Here is a 15089-nt window from a genome sequence, read left to right on the forward strand (position 1 = left end):
TCAAAGTGCGCTACGGCGGGGCCGTCCTCGCCCCCCTGCGACCCGTCACGGGGAACCGAGGCCGGGGATGACCACGGAAATGTCCCGCCGTCCCGCCCTCCCCAGCACCATGCAGGACGTGCCGCTGCTCGTCCGCAGGCTGCTGGAGAACGGCATGAACCTGCACGGCCGCAGTGAAGTGACCACGGCCACCGCCAACAACGGCACCAGGACCGCCACCTACGCCCAGGTCGGCCGCAACGCCGCCAGGCTGGCCCACGCGCTGGCCGGCCTCGGCGTACAGCCGGGCGACCGGGTGGCCACGTTCATGTGGAACAACCAGGAGCACCTGGAGGCATACCTCGCCGTACCCGCCATGGGCGCTGTGATCCACCCCCTGAACATCCGCCTTTTCCCGGAACAGCTCACCTACATCGCCAACCACGCCGAGGACACGGTGGTCATCGTCGATGACTCCCTCCTGCCGGTCTTCGCCGAACTGCTGCCCGACATGCGCACCGTGCGGCATGTCGTCATCAACGGCGAGGCCAAGTCGTCGGTCCTGCCCGACGGTCCGGCTGCCGTGCACGACTACGGCCGACTGCTGGAGAAGCGGTCCGAGACGTACGACTGGCCGGACCTGGACGAGAACCAGGCGGCAGGCATGTGCTACACGTCCGGCACCACGGGTAATCCCAAGGGCGTGGTGTACAGCCACCGTTCGCTGTACCTCCACTCGCTGGGCATCAGCCTGCCGGACCTCATGGGCATCTCCTCCCGCGACCGCCTGCTCGCCATCGTCCCGCAGTTCCACGCCCAGGCCTGGGGCCTGCCGTACGCGGCTTTCCTGACCGGCGCCTCGCTCGCCATGCCGGACAGATTCCTGGCCCCCGCGCCCCTCGCGGAGTTCATCGCCGCCTCCCGCCCCAACAAGGGAGCGGGTGTGCCCACGGTGTGGCAGGGCCTGGCCAACCATGTCGCCCAACACCCGGAGGCCGACATCTCCTCCCTCCAGGAGGCCGTCGTGGGCGGCTCCTCCTGCCCGCCGTCCCTGATGCGAACCTACGAGGACGAGCTCGGCATCCAGCTGCTGCACGCCTGGGGCATGACCGAGGTGTCGCCACTGGGCGCCCTGGCCCGCATACCCGAAGGCGCGGAGGGCGAGGACGCCTGGCGCTACCGGCTCACCCAGGGCCGCTTCCCGGCGCCGGTGGAGGCCCGGCTCATCGGCCACGACGGGACGGTCCTGCCCTGCGACGGCCGCAGCGTCGGCGAGCTGGAAGTGCGCGGCCCGTGGATCACCGGCTCGTACTACCTCGACGACGACCCGGAGAAGTTCCACGACGGCTGGCTGCGCACCGGTGATGTGGGCACGATCGCCGCCGACGGCTTCCTCACACTCACCGACCGTGTCAAGGACGTGATCAAGTCCGGTGGGGAGTGGATCTCGTCCGTCGAACTGGAGAACCACCTCATGGCGCACCCGGGCGTGGCCGAGGCGTGCGTCGTCTCCGTCCCGGACGACAAGTGGGGTGAGCGCCCCCTGGCCGCGGTGGTACTCCGGCCCGGCAGCACGGCCACCTATGGGGAGTTGCGGGGCTTCCTCGCCGGAAAGGTCGCCGCATGGCAGCTCCCGGAGCGCTGGACGCTGGTCGAGGAGGTGCCCAAGACATCTGTCGGCAAGTTCGACAAGAAGACGGTGCGCAAGCAGTACGCGGACGGGGAGCTGGAGGTGGACGTCATCACATAGCCCCTTCTCCCCCAGTCACGGACCATCCGTCCCCTGACCGATCCAGGACACGCAATGAGCCGCATTCCCCTGCATCCCGAACAGGATCCGTATCCGGTGCCGGCCCTGTATCTCAGCCGACTCGACCATGAGTCCTTGTACTCCAACACCGAACTGCGCCAGGCCATCGCCGAGACCGTCCCGGAACTGGACGAGCCGGGCGTGCTCGGTCGCCGGTACGCCGAAGCCCTGCGCCGGGCGGCAGCAGGAGGCGGCGGCATGAGCGAGGCGCGTCGGAGGTGGGCCCTTCTCATGGCGGAAGACCTGGCCCGCGACCGGACCGGCGTGGCGCACCGGGCCACGGGCCGGCCCGCCGCCGACCGCCGCGCCACGTCGCCGGGAGGGGCGTCGTGATCCCCTCGTTCCCACCGCCGCCGCCGTGGGAACCGGGTGCGCCCCACGAGCCGGATCCGCTCTGGGAAGCGGGCCCGCCGCGGAAACCGGTGATGTCCGTCTTCGAGCAGCTCCAGACCGACCAGGGCCTGCAGCGACTGCGGGCGGCACGCCGGCGCCCGGTCTTCGCCGTCGCGGGGGCTGTCGTCGCGCTGTACGTGCTCAACGCGCTGCTGGCCGGCGAGGCGCGGGGCTTCATGGCCGTGCAGGTAGCCGGACCGCTGAACACCGGTCTCATCCTCAGCCTGATCCAGTGCGTCACCACCGTCCTGGCCGTCTGGTGGTACACGCGTCACGCCAGGACCTTCCTCGACCCTGACGGCAGGCGTCTGAGGGCCCGCTTCGAGAAGAGAGACAACGCGCGGTGACCACAGCTCTGCCACTCGCCGCCTCGGACGCGTTCCCCGTGTTCGTCGTCTTCGCCGTCTTCGTCGCCAGCACGCTGTTGCTGGCCATCTGGGTCACGACGGACCGGGTCACGCCGGGCGACTTCTACATCAGCGACGGCCGACTGACCCCGGCTCGGAACGGCATCGCCCTGTTCGGTGACTACATGTCGGCCGCGACCCTGCTCGGCTCCCCGGGCGTGATCGCGCTGACGGGGTACGACGGCATCCCCTACCTGCTGGGACCGATCGTCGCCTGGGTCGTGATGCTCCTGCTGGTCGCCGAGCCGTATCACAGCACTGGGCGGTTCACCATCGGCGACAGCCTCGCACGGCGCCTGCGCCCGCGGCCCGTTCACCGGGCCGCGGGGGTCGCCACGCTCGTCATCTGCCTGGTGTACCTCGTCGCTCAGCTGGTCGGCGCCGGGGCATTGGCCGCGCCCATCCTGGGCCTGGAGGGACAGGGCGCGCGACAGGTGATGGTCGCCTCGCTCGGAATGCTGATGATCATCTACGTGGTGATCGGCGGGATGCGGGCGGCCACCGTGATCCAGTTGGTGAAGGCCGTCATCCTGCTGGGCGGGGGCACCATTCTGGCTCTCCTGGTCATGTCGAAATTCAGCTGGAATCCCGCGGGTCTGCTGAACCGGGCGGCGGGCAGCAGCGGCCTGGGGGATGCCTTCCTCCAGCCCGGTGTGCGCTACGGCGACGACAGGGTCAGCAAACTCGACTCGCTGAGCCTGCAGTTGGCGGTTCTGCTGGGAGCAGCTGGACTGCCGCATCTCCTCATGCGGCTCGGCGCCGTGCCCACCGCGCGCGCGGCCCGCGGATCGGTCCAGTGGGCGACCTACCTGACGCTCGCGTTCTGTCTCCTGGCCGGGGTGATGGGATTCGGTGCCGTGGCGCTGCTGGGCAGGGGCACCATCACGGCAGACAGCGCCTCGGGCAATTCGGCCACTCTGCTGCTGGCCGAGTTCCTGGGGGGCGCGTTCCTCGTCACACTCGTCTCCTGTGTCGCTTTCACCACGGTCCTGGCCGTGGTCGCCGGGCTTGTCCTGGCTGCCTCAACCGCGCTGGCACACGACCTCTACCAAGTCGGGTTCAGGAATGGCGAGGCGTCGGAGAAGAGTGAACTCCTGGTCGCCAAGGGCTCGGTGCTGCTCATCGGACTCGTCGGGACAGTGCTGTCCATGTACGCCCAGGGCCTGAACATCTCGTTCATGGTGGGTCTCGCCTTCGCCGTCGCGGGGTCCGCGATCCTGCCCGCGCTCCTCTACAGCATGTACTGGAAGGGCTTCACGACGAGAGGAGCGCTCTGGAGCATCTACGGGGGGCTCGTCGCGTCGGTGGGGCTGGTGCTGCTTTCCCCCGCCGTGTCGGGAGGTCCGACCGCGCTGTTGCCGGAGGCGGACTTCGCGTTCTTCCCCCTCAGCAATCCCGCAGTGGTCTCGATCCCTCTCGGCTTCCTGCTCGGCTCGCTGGGGTCGCTCCTCGACCCGAGGGAGGTGGACGGGGCGGAGTTCACCGAGGCCGAGGTCCGCATCCTCGCGGGAGCCGGCGCCGTCCCGGAATACGAGCCGGCTGCCGGAGCGCCGCCCGACCGGCCGGATGCGGCACCCCGATGGGGCTCCCGCTGAGAGGCGCCTGAGCCCAGAACTCCCGCACGGACGCCGGGTCTGCGTTCCGGCGACGAGGCGGTTGCGCGCAGTCCGGCAGCGGTGCGCAAGACGCCGGGAGGGGGCGCTCTCCATTGGTCGGCGGCGGCGGTACATGGGGTGCCCGGGCGTGTCCCGGGCACCCCCGTCATCGTCACCGCCCGTCCTCTCCACCGGCGCCCGTCCTCTCCTGCCGGCCGCGTTGTGCCGGTCATGAGCCGACCGTCCGGCTCAAGTACCGCATGGCTCGGCGAGGGGGCTTTTCAAGCTTCGTCCCGTCGCTTCCTCGTCGGTTGTATGGACAGCATCACCTCTGAATGGAACGCTCACTACAGAGCAACGCAGTTGGCACCGAAAGAGCGAGTCCGTTCCCGGCCGGACGGCGTCGACAGGCACGCCGGCCCGACACGAGCGGACTGGTGGTCGCGTTCGTCCGCCCTTCCCTCTCGCCGACTCACCGCAGGTCCACGCGGCGTCGGCAGCCGGACGTCCACCGCTCTGCCTTCCTTCGCAGAAGCGGACGGAACCCAACAGAGGAGACCGATGAGATTCCGCAGCGTACGACGTCCCGTTACCCGAGCCGTGACCGCCGTCGCGACGACCGTCGCCGCACTGCTGCTGTCGGTCGGCGCGCCTCCGGCAGCCTCCTCCGACTCCGGCCACGACCCGCTGGTCGTACGTACCGCGCATGGCATGGTCCGAGGCGCTGTCCGGCCCGAAGGCAGCCGCGTCTTCCAGGGCATTCCCTTCGCCGCCTCCCCCACGGGGGACTTACGCTGGCGCTCGCCCCGGCCCCCCGAGCCATGGTCCGGCGTGCGGGACGCCACCGAACCGGCCAGTCCCTGCCCCCAGTTGCCGCTGACACTGCTCCCTGACGGGGGGCCGGTCCTTCCGGGTGACTCCAACCGCACCGGCAGTACGTCGGAGGACTGCCTGTACCTGAATGTATGGACCCCACCCCGTACCGGCGGCAGGACACTGCCGGTGCTGGTGTGGCTGCACGGCGGCGGCAACTCCTACGGCGCCGGGAGCGACTACAACGGAGCGGCGCTTGCCGCGCGGGGTCTGGTCGTCGTAACCGTCAACTACCGTCTCGGAGCTCTGGGTTTCCTCGCACACCCCGCCCTGTCGGCCGAGAGCACCCACCAAGCCTCCGGAGACTACGGGCTGATGGACCAGCAGGCCGCGCTGCGCTGGGTACAGCGCAACATCGGTGCGTTCGGCGGTGACCGGACCAGGGTCACGCTCGGCGGCCAGTCCGCCGGGTCCCTGGACACCTGCCTCCACATCGCCTCGCCGACCGCGCGGGGTCTGTTCCACCAGGCCGTCCAGCAGAGCGGCAACTGCGCTTCCGCCGACGCTCTCAACCCGCTCCCCCTGGCCGCCGCCGAGAGGAGGGGACAGAGCTTCGCGGCGTCGGTCGGCTGCACCGACCCGTCCCGCGTACCGGCGTGTCTGCGCGCCGTACCGACCGGGGCGCTCATCCGCGGCGCCCCGGGGGCGACTTCCCTGTGGACGCCGAACACCGGACCGTCCATCCTTCCGATCCCGCCGCACAGGGCGTGGGCCGAAGACCGGGTGAACGCGGTCCCGACGCTGAACGGCAGCACCCATGACGAGTACCGGTACTTCACGGCGCTCAACGTGGACCTGCTCGGCGGCGGGCCACTCACGCCCCAGACCTATGCCGCCTTGATCAGGCTGCAGCAACCGGACCGGGCCGCCGCCGTTCTCGACACGTATCCGGCGTCCGCCTACCCCTCCCCGAACCTGGCCTATTCCGCCGTCGGCACCGACCAGCGGTTCGCCTGCCCGGCGCGTGCCGACGGCCGCCTGTACAGCGGCCGGGTCCCCGTCTACGCCTATGAGTTCAACGATCCCCAGGCCCCACCGTTCATCCCGGCCCCGCACAGCCCGCAAGGCGCCTTCCACGCGTCGGAACTGGCCTATCTGTTCCCGATGGACGCCCTGCCACTCACCACTGCGGCACAGCGGCGGCTGTCCGTCACGATGACCGGATACTGGGCCCGCTTCGTCGCCACCGGCAACCCCAACGGGCCCGGCGCCCCCATTTGGCCGCGATACGCCGCCGACCGTGACCGCATCCAGGTTCTGGCTCCGGACCGCACCGCTCCCACCACTGGTTTCGCGGCCGACCACCACTGCGCGTTCTGGCAGCCGGACGCCACCTCCTGACGGTGCCCACGCTGTGCGCGGCAGGTCCGCCTCCGTCGCACGGGGTGGGACCTCTTGGGCGGCCTCCGCCCTGTACCGCGGGGAGCCGCCCCGGGTCCTGCAGGATCCTCGCCCCCTCCTCGGCAGACCGTGCTTCCGGGCCACCGCCGTGAGCTGTCCCGGCCTACCCCACCGACAACCAGCAGTTCACGACACGTCCGTGACGCGTGTCGCCGAGGGAGCCCTCGTCACAAGAACGCCGTGGTGGGAGGCCAGGGCCATCAACGCGATGCGCAGCGGCCCGATCTCGAGGGAAGTGGCCGGTTCGAACCAACGGGCCACCGCGGTTCCGCTCGCCGTTCTGAGCGTGAAGCGGGCGAGTTCGTCCGACACCTCGGGGCGACGGCTCAGGTCGAAGACGACGCTCAGGGAATCCTGGGCCCACGCCAACAACGTGTCGCGGTAGTGGCGCAGTTCGGCCAGGGCCGCCGTACTGGCGTCCTGCCGCAACATGCCCACCGCGAGCAGCAGCTTCAGGCTGTGCGGGTGGCGTTGGAAGCTGTCCCTGACGGATCCGAGGAAGGCGTCCAGCCGCTGCGCAACGTCCGCGCCGGGTACGTCGACCGGAGGAAGGGCCTCCAGCAAGGAGACTCTTGCGCGTTGGAGAACCGCGACGTAGATGCCGTCCTTGCTGCCGAAGTGCCAGTAAATGGAACTGGCGGGGAGTCCGCATTCGGCGGAGATCATCGATATGGACGTGGCGGCGTAACCGTGCTGGGACATCAGCTCAGTTGCCGTGCCGAGAATCGCGTCGTGGGACCGCATGCCGCGATCCCGAGCCGATGCCTCCGTCATGCGCCGACTCTAGATCAGCCGCGGAACTGAAGAGAGTGTCCGGGGCGGTCGGTCCGACGGAGCGCACAACCGCCCGGGATGTGCGCTCCTCGCTCGGACCGCACGCCCGGCCTCGCGGCCGCCATTGTTCGGGGAATGTACGGGCGGCGGCGCGCCCGCCGGGAGGGCGGCTTGATGTGGTTAGCATCGATGGGGTAGCCGCACGTGAGAGGCAGTGATGACGGAGTCCAGAGGCCTCGTGCTGATCGTCGAGGACGAGCGCCACATCGCCGATGTGCAAAGGCTCTACTTGGCGCGCGAGGGCTTCGGTGTCCACGTCGAGACCGACGGGATTGCCGGGCTCGCGGCCGCGAGACGGATGCACCCGGTGGCGATCGTGCTGGACATCGGTCTGCCGGGCCTGGATGGCATCGCCTTCTGCCGTGCCCTGCGTGACGTCGGCGACTGGACGCCGGTGCTGCTGGTCACCGCGCGCGGTGAGGAGGCCGACCGGATCCTCGGGCTCGAGTTGGGCGCGGACGACTACCTGACCAAGCCGTTCTCGCCGCGCGAGCTGGTCGCCCGGGTCAAGACCGTGCTGCGCCGGGCGGCCGGGCCGCCGGGGCGGACCGAGAGCGTCGGCCGGCTCAGCGTGGACCCGATCAGCCGCACCGTGCGCTGCGACGGCGAGCCGGTCGAGCTCACCGCCACCGAGTTCAACCTGCTCGCGTACCTGCTCCAGCACGTGGGCCAGGTCTTCACCCGTGAGCAGCTGCTCGCGCGGGTCTGGGGGTACCCGGGCTACCGCGACACCCGGATGGTCGACGTCTTCGTCTCACAACTGCGCGCCAAGCTCGGCGAGGCGAGCCCGATCCGTACGGTCCGCGGCGTCGGCTACAGCGCGACGGCCTCCAGCAGGTGAACCGCCCCCGCTCCCGTCGTGGCTCGCTCGCACGCAACATCGTGGTGCTGACCACCGTGGTGGCAGCGCTCGCAGCGGCGCTGACCGGACTGATCGCCTGGCAGACCGCCGAGCACGGCGCGGAGCGGCGCGAGCGCGACCAACTGACGCGCCAGGCAACGGTGCTGAGCCGTCTGCCCGCCTTGTCCGAAGCCCTTTTTACCGGCGCCCAGGTACTGGCCGGGCCGAACAGCGTGCAGCTGGCCGTCATCGCCCCGGACGGAACGGTGAGCGGAACCGCCACCCCAGCCGTCGACATGGCGTCGAAATCGGACCTGCTGGCGGGAGAGCCGGTCTCCGCCAACAGCGTCCTGGGCGGCCAGGACGTGCTGCTGGTGGGGCAGCCGGGCGTGCGCGGCGGCGCGATCGTGCTGACCGAGCCGTACACGGTCGTCACCCAGAACACGAACCAGATCCGCCGCAACGTGATTGCGCCGCTGATCGTCGGAATGCTCGGCGCGGCACTGGCCGGAGCGCTCCTGGCCCGCCGCATCGCCCGCCCGCTCGCGACGGCCGCGCAGATCGCGCACCGGCTCGCCGACGGCGAACGCGGCGTACCGGCCCCGGTCGACGGCCCACGGGAGACCGCGGACATCGGGCGCGCCCTCAACGTCCTGGACGAAGCGCTGGCGCACAGCGAGAACCGGCAGCGGGAGTTCCTGCTCTCCGTCTCCCACGACTTGCGCACCCCGCTGACCGCACTGCAGGGATACGCCGAGGCACTTGCCGACGGCCTGGTCGAGCCGGACCAACTGCCCGAGGTCGGCGGCATCCTGGCCGACGAGACCCGCCGCCTGGACCGCTTCCTGGGGGACCTGCTGGACCTGGCCCGGCTGGAGGCGGACGACCTCCGCCTCGACACGGCCCCGACCGACATCTCCGCACTCGTCGCCGAGGCCGCTGCCTTCTGGGCCGGACCCTGCGCACGCCACGACGTCGACCTGCGGCTCGAGCAGTCCGGGCATCCCGTCGTCGACACGGACGCCTTCCGGGTTCGCCAGCTGATCGACGGCCTGGTGCAGAATGCCCTACGGGTCACGCCCGAGGGCGCACCCCTGGTCCTCGCCGTCCGCGCAGCTGCGGGCGGCGCTGCCGAACTGCAGGTCCGCGACGGTGGACCTGGCCTGAGCGACGACGACGTCCGCATTGCCTTCGACAGCGGCGCCCTCCACGAGCGCTACCGGGGCACCCGCCCGGTCGGCAGCGGCCTGGGCCTGGCCATCGCCCACCGCCTGACCGGCCGCCTCGGTGGCGTCATCGGTGTCGAAGGGCGCGGCCCGGAAGGCGGCGCCTGCTTCACCGTCACCCTCCCGCCGTCACCCGACGGCCCTTGAGGACTCGCGAGCCCTCGTCCCCGCCGGCGCGCAGCCGCCCGTACATTCCCCGAACAATGCGCCAAAGGCCCCCTTACACGCGCCGCGCACAGTGAGGCCCCATGAAAACTGAATCGACCGAGGGGCCTGGACTGCTCCACCGGAGCGGGCGCTGGTGTGCCCGGCACGCCTGGCGGGTTGTCGCCCTGTGGGTGCTGCTCCTTGTCGGCCTCGGGCTGGCCAACCACAAGTGGGGCGGCACCTTCGCGGACAGCTTCTCCCTGCCCGGCACCAGTGCGCAGACCGGTGCCAACCTGCTCAAGGCCCACACCAGCACTTCCGGGGGCACATCCGCCCCGATCGTGATCAAGTCCGACCAGGGTTCGGTCCCCAGTCACCGGGCCGCGATCGACGCGGCCGTCAATAATCTGGATCAGCTGCCGAACGTCCTCTCAGTGGCCGACCCGCTCACCACGCCTGGGGCGGTCTCCGCGAACGGCGACATCGCCCAGATGACCGTCCGCTTCAGCAGCAACCCGGCGAGTTTCGACCGCTCCTATCTCGCCCAGGTCGACACCGCCGTCGAGCCACTGCGCACCGACCACGTCACCGTCGAATACGGGGACCCGCTCGGGCAGCTGGCCGCGCCCAAATCGGCCGACCGCGCCTCGGAGGCCATCGGTCTGGCTGTCGCCGTGCTCGTGCTGCTGATCGGCTTCGGAAGCGTCGCCGCCACCGGACTGCCGCTGCTGACGGCCGTGCTCGGCCTGGCCGTCGGCCTGGGCGGCCTCGGCCTGCTCGCCTCACACTTCAGCTTCGCGCAGGCGTCCCCGACCCTGGCCGCGATGATGGGCCTCGGCGTCGGCATCGACTACGCGCTCTTCCTCGCCACCCGCTACCGCGCCCTGCTGCACTCCGGGATGGAACCCGCTGAGGCGGTCGGGCGCACCGTTGCCACCAGCGGCCGTGCCGTGCTGGTCGCCGCCGCCACGGTCGCCATGGCGCTGGGCGGGCTCTATGTCTCCGGCATGAGCTTCATCGGCACCCTCGGCGTCGCGGCCGGGCTCAGCGTCGTCGTGGCCGCAGCAGCGTCCGTGACACTGACCCCCGCACTGCTGGGTCTGCTCGGCCGCCGCATCGACCGCCTTCACGTGCGCTCGCCGGTCGCCGAACCCACCGGCGAGTCGGACGTGTGGCACCGCTGGGCCGTCAAGGTCAGCCTGCGCCCCTGGCTCTTCCTGGTCAGCGGCCTGCTCCTGCTCGGCACACTCTCCATTCCGGTCGCGTCCATGCAGCTCGGCCACGTCGACGCCGGAGCACAGTCCACGGGCCGGACCGACCGCCGTGCCTTCGACCGGATCACCGAGGGATTCGGCCCCGGTGCCAACGGCCCCCTCACCGTCGTCACCCACCTCGACAGCCGCCAGGTCGCCAGCCTGTCCGAGCGCGAGGGCCTAGCCACCTCGCTCCAGCACACGCTGGCCGCCGTGCTCGGCGTCGCCTCCGTGACACCCCCGGTCCCCAGCCCCGACCACGACCTGCTCATCACCACCGTCACCCCCACCACCGGCCCGCAGGACCAGGCCACCACCGACCTGATCCACACATTGCAGAACGACACGGTGCCGCAAGCGCTGTCCGGCACCGGTGCCACCGGCTACGTCACCGGTACCACCACCGCCACCCAGACCTTCACCGATACCCTCGTCGCCAAACTGCCCCTGATCATCGGTGTGGTCGTCGTCGCCGCGTTCCTGCTGCTGCTCACCGTCTTCCGCAGCCTGCTGATCGCGCTCAAGGCCGCCGTGCTCAACCTGTTCTCCATCGCCGCCTCCTACGGCGTGGTCGTCGCGGTCTTCCAGTGGGGCTGGGGCGGCGCGCTGTTCGGCGTCACCGAGAAGGTTCCCGTCGAGTCCTACGTGCCGATGATGATGTTCGCCATCGTCTTCGGGCTCTCCATGGACTACGAGGTCTTCCTGCTCTCCCGGATCCGCGAGACCTGGCTGCACCGAAAGGACAACCACCTGGCCGTCGCCACCGGCCTCGCCGCCACGGCCCGCGTCATCACCTGCGCAGCACTGATCATGACCAGCGTCTTCCTGGCGTTCCTGCTCTCCACGAACGTCGCCGTCAAGATGCTCGCCCTCGGCCTCGGCGTCAGCGTCATCATCGACGCCACCGTGGTCCGCCTGATCCTGGTACCCGCGTCCATGTACCTCTTCGGGCGCGCCAACTGGTGGCTACCCGGCTGGCTGGACCGGCTGCTTCCGCATCTCGACCCGGAGGGACCCGCCGTCGCGCCCACCTCCCTGCCCGCAACCGCCCCCACGCCCACCTCCCTGCCCGCACCCGCCCCTGCGCCCGCCCGAGGAGACCAGCGATGAAGCACCGACTGATGAAGACGCGGGCAGCCATGCGCCGCCACCTCGTCCTCACCGTCGCGACCGCCGTGGTCCTGGTAGCCGCCGTCGCCACGGGCGTGGCCGAGTTCACGGCCCGCAACATGATCCAGAACCGCATCGCCGAAGCAGCCCCCTCCCTCGGCGACAACGTGGCGGTCAGCGTGGCCGGCGACTGGGTCCTGTGGGACCTGGCACACAAGAACATCCCCAGACTCGACATCAGCAGCGACGACGCCCACCTCGGACCCCTCTCCCAGGTCTCCGTCCACGCACGGCTCGACGACGTCCGCCTCGGCGGCACGGCCACCGTCGGCAGCACCCACGCCCAGGTGACCGCCCGGACGCAGTCCCTCGCCGCCGCGATCCAGACCGTCGCCCCGTCCATGCCTGTCGCCTCGGTCACCACCGACCCGGCGAGGGGAACCGTCCTCGCCGCCGTCGGCCCGGCCGGCGCCGGACAGCTGACGCTGCGTCCCGTACTCAAGGACGGGAAGGTGACCCTCGCCGTCGACGGGCTCACCGTGTTCGGCCGCTCAATCCCCACCAGCCGGCTCGGGATGGGCAACGGCGGCCCTGGATCTGCGCCGGGCGCGCAGAAGGACTACCCGCTCGGACTCAAAGCCACGTCCGTGCACGTCCGGCCGGACGGCCTGCACATCGCCCTGACGGGCGGCCCCAGCACCCTGGCCGGCGCCTGACGACCGGATACGCCACACACATCAGCGGGGCTTGCAGCGGTACAGCATGCTGGCCGGATGTGGCTCGAAACGTGGGTGCAGGTTTCCAGGCGCTCGGCGAAGTCGGCGTAGGCAGCGTCGCAGACCGGTGTCGCGAGCGGCGCGGATACGGTTCTCGGCGTGGGCGCGTTGGCGGTGCCGCAGCTCCAGAGCCGCGATCGGGGTGTTCTTGGTGTTGGTGGCGAAGCAGGTGATCCGCATGCCGTCGGCGTCGGTGAGCGCAACTGGGCGCCGGGGTGTGGCCGTTCCTTGCGGACGATCAGCCGCATTCCCGTCGGCCAGTCTTTGAGGACGTCGCCGTCGAGCTCGGCCACCCAGGCACCGTCGCGGACCTCGCTGTCGGGTTCCATGGCCGGCGTCCAGGCCGAATCATCGTGCGCAGGCGGGTCGGATCGTCCCCGGCAAGCCCGGCGACCCCGGCACCGTCACGGACCTATCCGTCCGGCTCGACAGCCGGCGTCCAGCCCAAAGCCGGCACCTCAGCACGCCTGGGTGAATCGCGTCGGTAAGGATCATCCCCACCGAATACGACAGGCACCGGCCACGCGCGGCGAGCCGGCCGAGGTACCCGTGGGTGCCGCCGCCGGAGTCAGTGCCGACCAGGGTGCGGCGCCCGCGCCGGTACTTCCTCAGCAGCTGGGCCAGGGTCAGGCGGGCGATGTCGATGTGGTCGGCGGCAGTGTTGCTACCCACGTTCCCCGGCCGCAGCAGACCCGCCGCGGGCTGCTCCCGGGATCCCTCGCGGCCGTGGTCGACGAACGCGAACCTCGGGTGATGTCCGACCATCTTCCTCCAGGTCGCGGCGGCGTCCTCCTTCTCGGAGTGCGCCACGACCAGCACCCCGTCGATATCCACAATCACCTCGCGGCCCGCGTTCGGGGCCGCCTCGCCGACCAACCGCCGTGCGCGCTCGCGGACTTCAGCCCGTGCCCGGCGGACAGCCGCAGGCGCACGAGGACCGGCTGCGGCCAGCACACCGATCAGGCGCGAGACCCGGACACCCACACTCGCGAAAGCGCGAGGCTAGAAGCCAGGTATGACGGCGTCGAAGCGGCTTCCTCAATCTGGCTCTGTGTCAGTCGACCCGGGCTGCAGCCTTCTCGGTGCCGTAGAAAGCTGCCTGCATGAGGCCTTCCATGTCGGGGCAGAGCTTCTCGCGGCTCAAGGGCTCCTGGGGACCCACGTGGGCGGCTTCGGCCAGGATGATCGAGGTGCCGTCCGGGACGGCGAATCCGGCCTGTTTCGCAATCCAGGCAGGGCTCTTGCCCACGGCTGCGGGGGTGACCTTTGGCTCCCGCCCGGAGGGAGGGGCGGGGAACAGGTACTGCTCCAGCAGCCCCTTCTCGTCAGCCGTCGCGAGGTAGGCGTGCTGGTCGCCGAAGAGTGACAGCACGTGGTCCTAGACGTCGGAGTCCAGGATGACGGCCTGTTCCGAGGCGCAGATCATGCCGTTGTCGAAGGACTTCGACAGCACCAGGTCATTGACCGCGCGTCGCAGGTCGGCACTGTGGTGTACGTAGGCCGGGACGTTGCCGGCGCCCAGCGTTGATCGTGCCCTGGATGAGGGCGGGGATCACGCGCGATGTTCCTGTCCGCGTTCGCCGCCCTGCACGATCCCGCTTCCCGGACCTACTACGACAAGTGCCGATCCCGCGGAAAGACCCACACCCAAGCCCTTCTCCGCCTGGCCCGCCACCGCATCAGCGTGCTGTTCGCGATACTCCGCGACGGCACCTTCTACGAACCCCGCGTCCCCCACGCGATGGCTGCATGAACCAGCCCACAGGCAGTTCGACTCACATCAGCATCTTGTGTCGTCTGCCCACACCGAAATCTCCACGGCCCCCCTGCGGACAGCTGCTTCCGGGTCCCGGGCAAGCTGCCCGCAGACCGTTGCGACGTCCGGCAAACCGTCCGTTCTCACCAGCGCGTCATGCACCCCGGTCTGGATCCAGTCGGCCTGGTGATCGTCAGCCTCGGCAACCGCGACAGCGATGAGCCTTACGGCGGCCACCGTCCCCACCCGGGCCAGCGCCTCTGCCGTCTGCCGGGTCACCGCCGTGTCCTCGACGTACAGCAACAGCCCCACCAACGCTCCCGCAGCCTCAGGAACCTCAGCGAAGGAAGCAAGGTCATGCCCGGCACGAACACGTTGCGACCACGAAGGAGACGAGGCCCCAGCCAAGGCCGCCTCCAACCCACTCATCATCTCCGACACGACCAGACAGTCTCATGCCCCACGTCGAAGTTCGACCCTGGACCGAAGCTGCCCACCCGCTTGACCAAGGACATAGAGGCACCCCCCGCTCCTTGCCGGCCACCTCCTCGCGCCGCACCTTCAGGTGCCCCTCAATCCCGACGGCTTCACCCTGGCCGCCTAATGCCCCACGCTCCCACCCCCGACGGGGACTCCGCTTCTGACCTGCACACACGCCAAGTGCTTCTCACAAGCTGCGATCCGGGGT

Annotated in this window: 11 protein-coding genes and 3 pseudogenes; 10 read left to right on the forward strand and 4 right to left on the reverse strand. The window is 70.3% G+C overall.

The annotated features are described in order from the left end of the window. Positions 1-67 precede the first annotated feature (67 nt). The 5 genes from OG966_RS04650 (at position 68) to OG966_RS04670 (ending at position 6398) form a co-directional block, all read left to right on the forward strand. Positions 68-1729 (forward strand): long-chain fatty acid--CoA ligase, encoded by a 1662-nt coding sequence (locus OG966_RS04650; RefSeq protein ID WP_326648093.1) that lies wholly within the window; start codon positions 68-70, stop codon positions 1727-1729. A gap of 54 nt (positions 1730-1783) precedes the next feature. Next, the gene (locus OG966_RS04655; RefSeq protein ID WP_326648094.1) at positions 1784-2122 is read left to right on the forward strand and encodes a hypothetical protein; all 339 of its coding nucleotides are present in this window, start codon (positions 1784-1786) and stop codon (positions 2120-2122) included. Next, positions 2119-2529 (forward strand): DUF485 domain-containing protein, encoded by a 411-nt coding sequence (locus OG966_RS04660; RefSeq protein ID WP_326648095.1) that lies wholly within the window; start codon positions 2119-2121, stop codon positions 2527-2529. The genes OG966_RS04655 and OG966_RS04660 overlap by 4 nt, the downstream gene beginning before the upstream one ends. Continuing rightward, positions 2526-4184 (forward strand): solute symporter family protein, encoded by a 1659-nt coding sequence (locus OG966_RS04665; RefSeq protein ID WP_326648096.1) that lies wholly within the window; start codon positions 2526-2528, stop codon positions 4182-4184. The genes OG966_RS04660 and OG966_RS04665 overlap by 4 nt, the downstream gene beginning before the upstream one ends. Positions 4185-4745: 561 nt before the next feature. Further along, positions 4746-6398, forward strand: a complete 1653-nt coding sequence (locus OG966_RS04670) for a carboxylesterase/lipase family protein (RefSeq protein ID WP_326648097.1) — start codon at positions 4746-4748, stop codon at positions 6396-6398. A 186-nt stretch (positions 6399-6584) separates the two neighbouring features. Here OG966_RS04670 and OG966_RS04675 read toward each other — a convergent pair whose 3' ends face one another. After that, complete coding sequence (locus OG966_RS04675; RefSeq protein ID WP_326648100.1) at positions 6585-7232, reverse strand: TetR/AcrR family transcriptional regulator; 648 nt, start codon at positions 7230-7232, stop codon at positions 6585-6587. Between the two features lie 217 nt (positions 7233-7449). Between OG966_RS04675 and OG966_RS04680 the strand changes: the two genes are divergently transcribed. The 4 genes from OG966_RS04680 (at position 7450) to OG966_RS04695 (ending at position 12585) form a co-directional block, all read left to right on the forward strand. Continuing rightward, entirely contained in the window at positions 7450-8133 is a 684-nt protein-coding gene (locus tag OG966_RS04680; protein WP_326648101.1) for a response regulator transcription factor, read from the forward strand. Then, the gene (locus OG966_RS04685) at positions 8130-9506 is read left to right on the forward strand and encodes a HAMP domain-containing sensor histidine kinase (RefSeq protein WP_326648103.1); all 1377 of its coding nucleotides are present in this window, start codon (positions 8130-8132) and stop codon (positions 9504-9506) included. The genes OG966_RS04680 and OG966_RS04685 overlap by 4 nt, the downstream gene beginning before the upstream one ends. Before the next feature lie 101 nt (positions 9507-9607). Continuing rightward, positions 9608-11869 (forward strand): MMPL family transporter, encoded by a 2262-nt coding sequence (locus tag OG966_RS04690; RefSeq protein WP_326648104.1) that lies wholly within the window; start codon positions 9608-9610, stop codon positions 11867-11869. Continuing rightward, complete coding sequence (locus tag OG966_RS04695) at positions 11866-12585, forward strand: LmeA family phospholipid-binding protein (protein ID WP_326648105.1); 720 nt, start codon at positions 11866-11868, stop codon at positions 12583-12585. The genes OG966_RS04690 and OG966_RS04695 overlap by 4 nt, the downstream gene beginning before the upstream one ends. A 117-nt stretch (positions 12586-12702) precedes the next feature. Here OG966_RS04695 and OG966_RS04700 read toward each other — a convergent pair. Then, positions 12703-13617 (reverse strand): annotated as a pseudogene (locus OG966_RS04700) (transposase); the annotation flags it as partial. 148 nt (positions 13618-13765) lie between these two features. Next, positions 13766-14167, reverse strand: a pseudogene (locus OG966_RS04705) (bifunctional acetaldehyde-CoA/alcohol dehydrogenase); the annotation flags it as partial. A gap of 33 nt (positions 14168-14200) precedes the next feature. Here OG966_RS04705 and OG966_RS04710 point away from each other — a divergent pair. Then, positions 14201-14398 (forward strand): annotated as a pseudogene (locus OG966_RS04710) (IS110 family transposase); the annotation flags it as partial. A 27-nt stretch (positions 14399-14425) separates the two neighbouring features. Here the strand turns inward: OG966_RS04710 and OG966_RS04715 are convergent. Beyond that, positions 14426-14713, reverse strand: coding sequence for a hypothetical protein (locus OG966_RS04715; protein WP_326648106.1), 288 nt, complete (start codon positions 14711-14713; stop codon positions 14426-14428). Between the last annotated feature and the right edge of the window lie 376 nt (positions 14714-15089).

Origin of the sequence: Streptomyces sp. NBC_01750 (assembly GCF_035918095.1) — a bacterium.
Taxonomy (GTDB): domain Bacteria; phylum Actinomycetota; class Actinomycetes; order Streptomycetales; family Streptomycetaceae; genus Streptomyces.